Here is an 11778-nt window from a genome sequence, read left to right on the forward strand (position 1 = left end):
CCCCCCCCCCCCCCCCCCCCCCCCCCCCCCCCCCCTTTTCAAGCAGAAGACGGCATCCGAGATAGCTGTTATAGTCTCGTGGGCTCGGAGATGTGTATAAGAGACAGGGGTTAGGGTGGGGGCCTGTGCGCTCAGGCGCGCGCCACCCGCTCCTTCAGGGCGGTCAGCGCCCACAATGTTTCGATGGTCGGCACCGGCACGCCGCGGCGGCGGGCCAGCTCCAGGACGGTGGTCACGATGGGGTCGATCTCCATGCTGCGCCCCGCCTCGAAATCCTGGAGCATCGACGGCTTGTGGCCGGGCACGCCACTGCCCCGGCTCAGCCGCTCGTCGATGTCGTCGGGCAGGGCGACGCCCCAGGCATGGGCGACGTTCAGGCATTCGCGCATCAGCCGGCCCTGGACGGCGGCCATGCCGGGGGCCTGCTCCATGGCGCCCATGGTGGCGCCGGTCAGGACGCTGGTCGGGCCGACCGCCATGTTGAGCATCAGCTTGCTCCACAGCGGCACGCGGATGTCGGCGGGCAGGCGGGCGGTGGCGCCCGCCGCGTTGAAGGAGTCGGCCAGGGCCGCCAGCTTCTCCGCGTGGTCGCCGGGCCGGGGGGCGCCGAAGGCCAGCACCGGCAGGGCGGTGTGGGCGACGACGCCCGGTTCGACGATGCGGGCGGGCAGCACCTCCATCACGCAGGCGGCGACCCGCTCCGGCCCGATGGCCGACCAGATGGCGCCGCCGGGATCGACCACCTCCAGCGGCTCCGGCGTCACGCCGTCCCCGGCGCCGTACAGGTACCACCAGGGAATGCCGTTCTGCGCCGCCACCACCAGCGTGTCCGGCCCGCACAGCGCCGGGAAGGACGGGGCCAGGGCCGGCAGCCCGTGCCCCTTCACCGTGACGATCACCACATCCTGCGGGCCGAGGTCGGCGGCGGAGTCGCTGGCCCGCGGCCGGCTGGTCAGTGTTCCCTTCGGCGTCTGCACGGTCAGCCCGCCGTCGCGGATCGCGGCGAGATGGGCGCCGCGGGCCAGCAGCGACAGCTCGTGCCGGCCCGTGGCGGCGAGGTACCCGGCCAGCGCGCCGCCCACGGCGCCGGCTCCTACGACGGCGATGCGCATGTCGCTCTCCCTCTCTCGGTCTTGGTCTCGATCACTTGAATTCCAGCGGCGGCAGGTCGTCGTTCAGGTCGCCGCCGAGGCCCTTGAACTGCTCCTCGATCTGCTTGTCGTCGAGTTTGGTGGCAGTCGACTTGTAATGCATGACCATCTGCGGGAAGGCGATCACCAGAGCCACCATGACGAGCTGGATGACCACGAAGGGCACCGCACCCCAGTAGATCTGGCTGGTCAGGACGGGAGCCGTCTCCTTCTTCGTGATGCGGTCGATGTAGGGCAGCTTGGGCGCCACCGAGCGCAGAAAGAACAGCGAGAAGCCGAAGGGCGGGTGCATGAAGCTGGTCTGCATGTTCACCGCCAGGATGATGCCGAACCACACCAGATCGATGCCCAGACGATCCGCCGCCGGGGCGAGCAGCGGGATGACGATGAAGGCCAACTCGAAGAAGTCGAGGAAGAAGGCCAGCAGGAAGACCATCACGCTGACCGCGATCAGGAAGCCCATCTGGCCGCCGGGCAGGGAGACCATCAGCTCCTCGACCCAGATGTGGCCGTTGACGCCGTAGAAGGTCAGCGAGAACACCCGCGCGCCGATCAGGATGAACAGCACGAAGGACGCCAGCTTGGCCGTCGCGTAGGTCGCCTGCCGCACCATGTCGAAGTTCAGCCGCTTCTTCATGGCCGCCAGGGCCAGCGCACCGACCGCACCCATGGCGCCGCCCTCGGTCGGGGTGGCGAGGCCGACGAAGATGGTGCCCAGCACCAGGAAGATCAGCGCCAGCGGCGGCACCATGACGAAGGTCGCCTGCTCCGCCATGCGGGAGATCAGGCGCCGGCCGGTCGCCCTCTCCACCACCGCCACCGCCAGGGCGTAGAGGGCGCCCGCCGCGACGGAATCACCGACCAGCGCCAGGGTGGTCCACCCGTTCACCGTCAGCCACGCCGCCCCCGCCGTCAGCACCGCCGTGGCGATGGCCTGAAGGACGAGGCGCTGCGCGCCGAAGCCGCGGTTGAAGACCGCCGCCAGGAAGGCGACCAGCACCGCCACCGAGAGCAGCAGCACGACGTAGTCGGCGCCGGACTTCACGTCGGTGCGGCCCATCACCCAGGTGGCGACCCCGCCCGCGAACAGGGCCAGCAGTCCGAGCTGCCAGACGCCGCGCGCGCCGTTCGGCTCGCGGTGGGCGATGGCCTCCGGCGGCAGGCCGGGGGCGGCCTTGGGCCAGATCATCGAGACGACGAAGACGTAGAGCGCGTAGAGGCCCGACAGCAGCAGACCGGGGACGAAGGCGGCCTCGTACATGTCGCCGACCGAACGGCCGAGCTGGTCGGCCATGACGATCAGCACCAGCGACGGCGGGATGATCTGGGCCAGCGTGCCCGACGCCGCTATGACGCCCGACGCCAGACGGCGGTCGTAGCCGTAGCGCAGCATGATCGGCAGCGAGATCAGGCCCATCGAGATGACCGACGCGGCCACCACGCCCGTCGTGGCGGCAAGCAGCGCGCCGACGAAGATCACCGCGTAGGCCAGACCGCCGCGGATCGAGCCGAACAGCTGCCCGATGGTGTCGAGCAGGTCCTCGGCCATGCCGGACCGTTCCAGCACCAGGCCCATGAAGGTGAAGAAGGGCACGGCCAGCAGCACGTCGTTGTTCATCGTGCCGTAGACGCGCTCGGGCAGGGCCTGGAACAGGTCGGGGCGGAACAGCCCGATCTCGATGCCGATCAGACCGAACAGCAGCCCGTTGGCGGCCAGCGCGAAGGCCACCGGATAGCCCAGCAGCAGCATGCCGACCAGCGTGGCGAACATGATCGGCGCCATGTTGTGGCCGACCCAGCCGCGCCAGCCGTCCTGTTCGGCGAGCGCCGCGGCGCCGGGCACCGGCAGCACGTAGAGCGCCACGGCGACCACGGCCAGCAGCACCACGGAGATGACGGACAGCCGGACGGCGCGCGGCGAAAGGGAGGGGGAGGTCGTGCTCATCGCGCGGTCACCGGCTGGGAAGGGTGTCGGGGTGGGAGGTGCGCTCGCGCTCGGCCGCCAGCAGCCGTTCCGCCTCGGCCTCGGCCGCCGCCTGATGGCCGCCGGCCCGCTGGTTGGGGTCCTCCAGGTGGCCGGACATGATCGCGGCGCGCTTGGCCAGCTCGGACAGGCCCTGGATGAACAGTACGGTGAACCCCAACGGAATCAGCATCTTCGCCGGCCATTGCGGAAGGCCGCCGGCGTTCATCGACTGCTCCTCGATCGCGTAGGAGGCGATGGCGAAGGGCCAGGAGGTGACCAGCATCACGAAGCTGAAGGGCAGAAGGAAGGCCAGATGGCCGAACAGGTCGATGGTGTCGCGGGCGCGCTTGCCGAGCTGCGCGTTCACGATGTCGATGCGGATGTGCTCGTCCTCCTTCAGCGTCCAGGGGGAGCAGAGCAGAAACACGGCGGCGAACAGCACCCATTGCAGTTCCAGCCACGAATTCGAGCTGACGTCGAACGTCTTGCGGACGACGGCGTTGACGGCTGACACCAGGATCGCCAGCACGATCAGCCAGGATATCGCCTTGCCCAGCCGCGCGGTGACCGCGTCGACCAGCCGGCAGGCCCCGACCAGGGCCGTCATGAAGGGGGAAGCGTTGGGGGTCGGCATGGTGGGCAGGCCCTCCGGGAAAAGCCGGTCGCGCAGAACGCGACGATGCCACGGCCGGGGGGCGGCGGCCCCGCTCCCCGGTCATGGTTGACACGGTGCCGGATCAGCGCCGGGCGAGGCGGAGGACGGCGCTGTCGTAGGCGTATTCCGACGCCTGGTTCCACAGGTTCGAGTCCGTCTGGAAACGACGGTAGCTCTCGTAGAACTTCTTGAAGGTCGGGTTCTTGTCCGACAGCTCGTCGTAAAGCTCCATGGCCGCCTTGTGGCTGGCCTGCAGCACGTCCTGCGGGAAGGCGCGCAGCTTGGCGCCCTTCTCCACCACGCGCTTCAGCGCCGCCGGGTTCAGCACGTCGTAGCGCGCCACGCTGTCGACGTTGGCGAGCGCCGCCGCCGAGGTCAGCGCCGCTTGGTAATGCTTGGGCAGGCTGTTCCAGCGGTTCGTGTTGATGAAGAAGTGCTGGAGCGAGGTGCCGTCCCACCAACCCGGGTAATAGTAGTTCGGCGCGATCTTGTAGAGGCCGAGCTTCTCGTCGTCGTAGGGGCCGTTGAACTCGGCAGCGTCGATGGTGCCGCGCTCCAGCGCCGGGTAGATATCACCGCCGCTGACCTGCTGCGGCACGACGCCCAGCTTGGACAGGATCTGGCCACCGAGGCCGGAAATGCGGAACTTCAGCCCCTTGAGGTCCTCCGCGCTCTTGATTTCCTTGCGGAACCAGCCGCCCATCTGCGAACCGGTGTTGCCGCCGGCGAGCGCCTTCAGGTTGTGGCCGGCGTAGAACTCCTCCAGCAGTTTGCCGCCTTCGCCGTGGTAGAACCAGGCGTTCTGCTGGCGGGTGTTCAGGCCGAAGGGCAGGCAGCAGCCGAAGGCGAAGCTCGGGTCCTTGCCGACATAGTAGTAGGACGCGGTGTGGGCCATCTCCACCGTGTCGTTGCTGGCGGCGTCGAGCGCCTGGAGGGCTGGCACCAGCTCGCCGGCGGCGAACACCTGGATCTGGAACTTGCCGTCCGTGGCCTCGGCGATGTTCTTCGCCAGCACCTCGGCGCTGCCGTAGAGCACCTCGATGTTCTTCGGGAAGCTGGACACGCAGCGCCAGCGGATCGTCGGCTCCGACTGGGCAATGGCCGGGGCGGCGAGGGTGGAGGCGCCGGCAACGACGGCGGCACCCTTGAAGAATTGACGGCGCTTCATGTGGATCTTCCTCCCGAGGTTTTTGTCGCCCGGACGAGGCGATGCCGGTCCGACGCGCTTGGTCCCCGGTGCGTGGCCGGGGAGGGTGTGGTGACCCTGACAGTGGATCAGGCGGCCGCACAGCGGAATGCGTATTGCCGGCATATCAGCCATAAGCGCGGCAAGCCATCAGCGGTACGAACGGTTTCACTCGAAACCCGCGCGATCCCGCCCCAACCAGTGCGGGCGCGGACGGTTTGCTATGCCCGCAATGAATATCTGTTACAGGCACGCCATGCGCTCCGCACCGCGCGATGGGCCGATAAGCTGGGGGCCACTGGTCTTCGACCGCCATCAAACCGACGGATGTTCAATCGCATGAACGGTGTGCGCCATGTCTAGGCCGTCCTCCCCGCTCAACGCCGCCGGAGCCGCCTATCTCGAAGCGTTGCAGGAACGTTTCCGCGAGGACCCCGCGTCGGTGGACGTGAGCTGGCGCGCCGTCTTCCAGATCCTCGACGAGCTGGGCGCCGTTCCCGCCGGGGCACCGCCGGGCGGTCCGGCCGGCGATCCGTCGGTTCCGCTGCGGCAGGAGGAGATCCGCCAGCGCGGCCACGCCGCCGCTGCCCTCGACCCGCTGGGCCGAGCCACGCCTCCCGCATCCTCCGCGTCCGAGGACGCCCAGACCGCGCGCCTGCGCCGGCTCTACCAGGGCACGCTGACGCTGGAGACCGCGCACATCGACGATCCGGCCCTGCGCTTCTGGCTGCGCGACGCCTATGAAGGCACGGAGGCCGCTCCGCCGGCCGAGGCGCGCCGCCGCGCGCTGGCGCTGCTGACCGCGGCGGAGGAGTTCGAACGGCTGCTCGCCGTCCGCTATCCGACCAAGAAGCGCTTCGGGGCGGAGGGCATGGAGACGCTGATCCCGCTGCTCGACCGCATCCTCGCGGCGGCGGCGGCGGCGGGCGTCACCGAGGTACAGGTCGGGACCATGCACCGCGGCCGGCTCAGCCTGATGGCCAACGCGCTGGGCAAGCCGCTGGTCGAGCTGTTCGCCGGCATCAAGGGCATGCATCCCTTCCTGGCCGACCCGCCGGTTCCCGCCGACGTGCCCTACCACATGGGGGTGGAGAGCAACCTCTCCTTCGGCGAGCGGTCGCTGTCCCTGACCCTGTCGCCCAACCCGTCGCACCTGGAGGCGATCAACCCGGTCACGCTGGGCCGCGCGCGGGCGCGCCAAGACCTGGAGAAGGACCGTGGGGGTGAGGCCAAGCGGGTGCTCTGCGTGCTGCTGCACACCGACGCCAGCGTGATCGGCCAGGGCAGCGTGACGGAGGCGCTGCAACTGTCCGGCGTCCCCGGCTTCACCGTCGCCGGCACCATCCACGTCATCGTCAACAACCAGATCGGCTTCACCACCGAGCGGGAGGAGGCGCGGACCTCGCTCCACTGCACCGGCCTGTGGAAGGCGGTGGACAGCCCCATCCTGCACGTCAACGCCGACGATCCCGACGCCGCCCTGCGCGCCGCCGACCTCGCCGTGGCCTTCCGGCAGGCGCACGGGCGCGACGCGGTGATCGACCTCGTCGGCTACCGCCGCAACGGTCACAACGAGATCGACGAGCCGCGCTTCACCCAGCCGCTCGATTACAAGGCGATCGACGCCCACCCGCCGGCCCGTGCCCTCTACGCGCAGCGGCTGGCCGCCGACGGGCTGGTCGGTCCTGAGGAGGCCGAGGCGCTGGCCGCCGGGCACAAGACCCGCTTCCAGGAGGCGCTGGCCGCGGCCTCCGACCACCGGCCGAACCACGACGGCTTCCCCGGTGGGCGCTGGGCGCCCTTCGCCCCGGCCGGCACGCTTCCCGCCGAACCGGACACCGGCATCGCCGACGACCGGCTGCGCGGGCTGCTGGCGGCGCTGGCCGCCATTCCCGACGGGCTGGCCGTGGACCGCAAGGCGGAGCGCGTCATCCGCCGCCGCGCCGAGGAGCCGCTGGACTGGGCGACCGGCGAGGCGCTGGCCTTCGCCACGCTGCTGGCCGAGGGCACGCCGGTGCGGCTGACCGGGCAGGACGTGGTGCGCGGCGCCTTCTCGCACCGCCATTTCGCGCTGACCGACACCGTCACCGGGCGCCGCCACGTCAGCCTGAATCACCTGGGCGTGGAGCAGGCGCGGTTCGACGTGGTCAACAGCCCGCTCTCGGAATACGCCGTCCTCGGCTTCGAGTACGGCTACAGCCTGGAGCGGCCCGACGCGCTGGTGATCTGGGAGGCACAGTTCGGCGACTTCGCCAACGGCGCGCAGATCATGATCGACCAGTTCATCGTCAGCGCCGAGGACAAGTGGCGCCAGCCCTCCGGCCTCGTCATCCTGCTGCCGCACGGTCTGGAGGGGCAGGGGCCGGAACACTCCTCCGCCCGGCCGGAACGCTTCCTTCAGATGGCGGCGCGCGACAACATCCGCGTCGCCCACCCTTCGACCCCGGCCAACTACTTCCATCTGCTGCGCCGGCAGATGCTGCGCCGCGACCGCAAGCCGCTGGTGGTGCTGAGCCCGAAGACGCTGCTGCGCCTGCCCGCCGCCGTGTCGACGCTGGCCGACTGCGCGCCGGGCACTACCTTCCAGCCGGTGATCGTCACCGCCGGGGAGCGGGTCGAGCGCATCCTGCTGTGCAGCGGCAAGCTGGCTTACGAGCTGGAGCGCGAGCGGGCCGAGCGCGGGGCGGACGGTGTGGCGGTGGTCCGGCTGGAAATGCTGTACCCTTTGCCCGACGACGCTCTGTCGGCGCTGTTCCGCCGCTGGCCGGGCGCGTCCTGCGCCTGGGTGCAGGAGGAGCCGTGCAACCTGGGCGCCTGGACCTATCTGGACCGCCGTCTGGAGGCGTTGCGTGCGGCCGCCGGCTGCGCCGAACCGCGCGTCGCCTGCGTGGCCCGCGACGAGGCGGCCTCGCCCGCCGGCAGCTTCCACGGCGACCACGAGGCCGACCAGCGCCGGCTGGTGGAGCAGGCCTTCGCCGGGATCGCCGCGTCCCTCCCGCCCCGTGAGACGATCGCGGCAGACTGAGCAAGAACAACACCAAAACAACACGCACCGAGGAAACGCGCCATGTCGTCCACCCCAACCTCCAACGGCCCGCTTCCGCTGCCCGACCTGCTGGCCACCACGTCGGCGGCTCTCGACGCGGTGGCGCGGCTGGCCGAGGCCGCCGAGCGCGGCGTCGCCGCGCTGGTGGCGCCGGACGGGCGCGTCGATGCGGCCGCGCTCGACCGCCATCAGGTGGCGGCGCACGGCTTCGCCTGGGTGGCGACCTACGCCGAGGCGCTGCGCCAGATGCAGGGCTGGTCGGAGCGGCTGGACCGCGCCGGCCGGTTGGGCGAGCTGGAGGCCTGCATGCTCCAGGCCGCCTTCGGCGAGTATCTGGCCCAGCTCGACGGCGGTCTGGCGATGAGCCAGGGCGAGATCGTCCGCCCCGCCGATTTCGGGCTGGACGACGCGGAGCGCGCCGTCTTCCGCACCGAGGCGGTGCGCCGGCTGATCGCCGCCGGCAACGCCTCCACCCTGCGGCTGCGCATCGCCGAGTTGCTGACCGATGCGCTGCACGGGGGCGGCTTCGGCGAGGCGGCGCTGGAGGACGAGGCGCTCGACATGGTGCGCGAGCAGTTCCGCCGCTTCGTCGCCGACGTGGTGGAGCCGCACGCCCACGACTGGCACCTGAAGGACGAGCTGATCCCGACGCCGGTGGTCGAGCAGATGGCCGAGATGGGCGTCTTCGGCCTGACCGTGCCGGAGGAGGACGGCGGGCTCGGCATGGGCAAGCTCGCCATGTGCGTGGTGACGGAGGAGCTGTCGCGCGGCTACATCGGCGTCGGCTCGCTGGGCACCCGCGCGGAGATCGCCGCCGAGCTGATCCGCCTGGGCGGCACCGCCGAGCAGCGGGCGCGCTGGCTGCCGCGCCTCGCGTCCGGCGAAATCCTGCCGACCGCCGTCTTCACCGAGCCCAACACCGGCTCCGACCTGGGCAGCCTGCGCACCCGCGCGGTGCTGGACGGCGACACCTACCGCGTCACCGGGGCGAAGACCTGGATCACCCACGGCAGCCGGTCGGACCTGATGACGCTGCTGGTGCGCACCGATCCGGACGCCCCCGGCTACCGCGGCCTGTCGATGCTTCTCGCCGAGAAGCCGCGCGGCACCGAGGCGGACCCCTTCCCGGCCGAGGGCATGAGCGGCGGCGAGATCCCGGTGCTCGGCTATCGCGGCATGAAGGAGTACGAGATCGGCTTCGACGGCTTCGCGGTGCCGCGTGAGAACCTGCTGGGTTGTGTCGAGGGCCAGGGCTTCAAGCAGCTGATGGCGACCTTCGAATCCGCCCGCGTCCAGACCGCCGCCCGCGCCGTCGGGGTGGCGCAGAACGCGATGGAGCTTGGCCTGCGCTACGCCCAGGAGCGCGTCCAGTTCGGGCGTCCGCTCGCCGCCTTCCCGCGCGTCGCCGGCAAGATCGCCTGGATGGCCGTGGAGACGATGATCGCCCGCCAGCTCACCTATTTCGCCGCGCGTGAGAAGGACAGCGACCGCCGCTGCGACATCGAGGCCGGCATGGCCAAGCTGCTGGCCGCGCGCGTCGCCTGGTCGAACGCCGACAACGCGGTGCAGATCCACGGCGGCAACGGCTACGCGGTCGAGTATCCGATCAGCCGTGTGCTGTGCGACGCCCGTATTCTGAATATTTTCGAAGGGGCGGCGGAAATCCAGGCCCAGGTTGTGGCGCGTGGCCTGCTCACCCGGCGCAATTGATCGCGAGACATGGCGGAGGACCGGGCAGGACTGACCTGTCAGGACTCCGCTTGTGTCATACCGGCGTATTCGCTAATCGACCCGGAGGCCGAACGACGAGACCTGTCCTCCAATGGAACTTCTGGAACTGCGCTACTTTGTTCAGGTGGCCGACCTTGGCAGCTTTTCCAAGGCGTCGGTCAAGCTTGGCATCACCCAGCCGGCGCTCAGCCGTCAGGTCCAGAAGCTGGAGCACGAGCTGCGCACCAGCCTGTTCTACCGCCATGGCCGCGGCGTCTCGCTGACCCAGCAGGGGCGCAAGCTTTATGACGTGGTGCGCCATCTGCTGGGCGCGCTGTCGGAGATCAAGGAGGAGATCCAGGACCAGTCGGAACGGCTGACCGGGTCGGTCACTCTGGGCCTCCCCCCGTCGATCTGCGCCACGCTGGGGGCGCCGCTGGCCCGCCGTTTCCACGAGAACTACCCCGACGCCACGCTGCGCATCCACGAGGTGTTCAGCGGCACGCTGCTGGAATGGGTCGAGGGCGGGCGGCTCGACCTCGCCGTGCTCTACGACGCGCGGCGCGGGCGCAGCATGCTGTCCTCGCCGCTGCTCGTGGAAAATCTGCTGCTCGTCCAGCCCGCCAAGGACGCGGTGGCCGGCGACGATGGGCCGGTGGAGGTGGAGACGCTGGGCGGCCTGCGCTTCGTGTTGCCGGGACTGGAGAATGGCCTTCGCCGGGTGGTGGACGCCGCGGTGCGGCGGGCCGACATCGACCTGCAGGTTGACATGGAGATCGATTCCGTCACCGCCATCAAGCAGCTGGTGGAGGAGGGCATGGGCTCGACCATCCTGCCCTTCGGCGCCGTCCACCGCGAGGTGCGGCAGGGCCGGCTGGTCGCCCGCGAAATCAGCTCGAAGGACATGCACGCCATGCTCGTCACCGCGACGCCGCTGCACCAGCCGGTGTCGAAGGCGACGCGCGCCCTGCTGCGGCTGATCCACGCCGAGGTGGCGAAATGCGTCGCCAACGGCGTGCTGAAGGGCAAGGTCGTCGCCCCGGGCAGCGCCGGGGAGAACAGCGCGCCCTGACGCGATGGGCATGACACGGCTGTGCGGGCTGATAGCAGCTATGACGGATGGTCCATAGCACGGCCTGGGCGGCGCGGATAGCCTCCCCATCACCACATAATCCCCTGGGGAGGAAATAAGAATGACGAAGCGTCTTGACGGCAAGGTCGCCCTGATCACCGGTGCGGCGCAGGGGCTGGGCCTCGCGATGGCCGAGACCTTCGTGCGCGAGGGTGGCCGCGTCGCGGTCGTGGACATCAACGGCGACGCCGCCAAGGCGGTCGCCGAACGTCTGGGCGAGTCCGCCATCGGCATCGCCGCCAACGTCACCAAGATGGCCGATGTCGAGATGACCATCGCCGCCACCGTCGAGAAATTCGGGCGGCTGGACATCCTGGTCAACAACGCCGGCTCCACCCACGCCAACGGCCCGTTCGAGAATGTGACGGAGGAGGAGTTCGACCGCGTCTTCGCGCTGAACGTCAAGTCGATCTACCTCTATTCCAAGGCGGTCGTCGCGACCATGCGGGCGCAGAAGTCCGGCGTGATCCTGAACCTCGGCTCCACCGCCGGCCTGCGGCCGCGTCCGGGCCTGGTCTGGTACAACGCGACCAAGGGTGCTGTGCACAACATCACCAAGTCGCTGGCGCTGGAACTGGCGCCCGACAACATCCGCGTCTGCGCCCTGGCTCCGGTCGCCACCGAGACGCCGCTGCTCGCCACCTTCATGGGCGGCGACACCCCGGAGAAGCGGGCGCGCATGATGGGCATCGTGCCGCTGGGCCGCCTGGGCCAGCCGACCGACGTCGCCAACGCCGCCCTCTACCTCGCGTCGGACGAGGCGGCCTTCCTGACCGGCGTGGTGCTGGAGATCGACGGCGGGCGCTGCGTGTAAGGATCGCATCGTCCGTTAGCCCCCACCCTAACCCAACCCCCCGGGGCGGGGGGGGGGGGGTCTCGTATACACAACAGAAGCTGCCGACGATTATACGCGAGTGTAAATCTCGGGGGTC

Annotated in this window: 8 protein-coding genes; 4 read left to right on the forward strand and 4 right to left on the reverse strand. The window is 70.0% G+C overall.

The genetic code is table 11. The features are described from left to right. Positions 1-131 precede the first annotated feature (131 nt). The 4 genes from Q4I23_RS24690 to Q4I23_RS24705 all read right to left on the reverse strand — a co-directional run bounded on the left by Q4I23_RS24690 (position 132) and on the right by Q4I23_RS24705 (position 4940). A complete protein-coding gene (locus Q4I23_RS24690) occupies positions 132-1112 on the reverse strand; it encodes a ketopantoate reductase family protein (protein ID WP_498527966.1) in 981 nt (326 codons plus the stop codon). A gap of 31 nt (positions 1113-1143) precedes the next feature. Beyond that, positions 1144-3096, reverse strand: a complete 1953-nt coding sequence (locus tag Q4I23_RS24695) for a TRAP transporter large permease (RefSeq protein WP_498527967.1) — start codon at positions 3094-3096, stop codon at positions 1144-1146. Between the two features lie 7 nt (positions 3097-3103). Next, positions 3104-3751 (reverse strand): TRAP transporter small permease subunit, encoded by a 648-nt coding sequence (locus Q4I23_RS24700; RefSeq protein WP_498527968.1) that lies wholly within the window; start codon positions 3749-3751, stop codon positions 3104-3106. Positions 3752-3854: 103 nt separating this feature from the next. Further along, positions 3855-4940 carry a TRAP transporter substrate-binding protein gene (locus Q4I23_RS24705; RefSeq protein WP_145626188.1) on the reverse strand — a complete coding sequence of 362 codons (1086 nt, stop codon included), beginning with the start codon at positions 4938-4940 and terminating at the stop codon, positions 3855-3857. Between the two features lie 373 nt (positions 4941-5313). Between Q4I23_RS24705 and Q4I23_RS24710 the strand changes: the two genes are divergently transcribed. The 4 genes from Q4I23_RS24710 to Q4I23_RS24725 all read left to right on the forward strand — a co-directional run bounded on the left by Q4I23_RS24710 (position 5314) and on the right by Q4I23_RS24725 (position 11660). Next, entirely contained in the window at positions 5314-7983 is a 2670-nt protein-coding gene (locus Q4I23_RS24710) for a 2-oxoglutarate dehydrogenase E1 component (RefSeq protein WP_498527969.1), read from the forward strand. A gap of 42 nt (positions 7984-8025) precedes the next feature. Continuing rightward, a complete protein-coding gene (locus Q4I23_RS24715) occupies positions 8026-9714 on the forward strand; it encodes an acyl-CoA dehydrogenase family protein (protein ID WP_498527970.1) in 1689 nt (562 codons plus the stop codon). Positions 9715-9826: 112 nt separating this feature from the next. Further along, positions 9827-10786, forward strand: coding sequence for a LysR family transcriptional regulator (locus Q4I23_RS24720; RefSeq protein WP_498527971.1), 960 nt, complete (start codon positions 9827-9829; stop codon positions 10784-10786). Between the two features lie 121 nt (positions 10787-10907). After that, on the forward strand, positions 10908-11660 hold the full coding sequence (locus Q4I23_RS24725; protein WP_040137916.1) for a glucose 1-dehydrogenase: 753 nt from the start codon (positions 10908-10910) through the stop codon (positions 11658-11660). The last annotated feature ends 118 nt before the right edge of the window (positions 11661-11778 follow it).

The organism is Azospirillum sp. UFLA03-27, assembly GCF_059803775.1.

Excerpts from the sequence above, each read along its gene's own strand:
- Q4I23_RS24695 (WP_498527967.1), bottom strand. The coding sequence starts at position 3,096 with ATGAGCACGACCTCCCCCTCCCTTTCGCCGCGCGCCGTCCGGCTGTCC.
- Q4I23_RS24725 (WP_040137916.1), top strand. The coding sequence starts at position 10,908 with ATGACGAAGCGTCTTGACGGCAAGGTCGCCCTGATCACCGGTGCGGCG.
- Q4I23_RS24710 (WP_498527969.1), top strand. The coding sequence starts at position 5,314 with ATGTCTAGGCCGTCCTCCCCGCTCAACGCCGCCGGAGCCGCCTATCTC.
- Q4I23_RS24690 (WP_498527966.1), bottom strand. The coding sequence starts at position 1,112 with ATGCGCATCGCCGTCGTAGGAGCCGGCGCCGTGGGCGGCGCGCTGGCC.
- Q4I23_RS24700 (WP_498527968.1), bottom strand. The coding sequence starts at position 3,751 with ATGCCGACCCCCAACGCTTCCCCCTTCATGACGGCCCTGGTCGGGGCC.
- Q4I23_RS24715 (WP_498527970.1), top strand. The coding sequence starts at position 8,026 with ATGTCGTCCACCCCAACCTCCAACGGCCCGCTTCCGCTGCCCGACCTG.
- Q4I23_RS24705 (WP_145626188.1), bottom strand. The coding sequence starts at position 4,940 with ATGAAGCGCCGTCAATTCTTCAAGGGTGCCGCCGTCGTTGCCGGCGCC.
- Q4I23_RS24720 (WP_498527971.1), top strand. The coding sequence starts at position 9,827 with ATGGAACTTCTGGAACTGCGCTACTTTGTTCAGGTGGCCGACCTTGGC.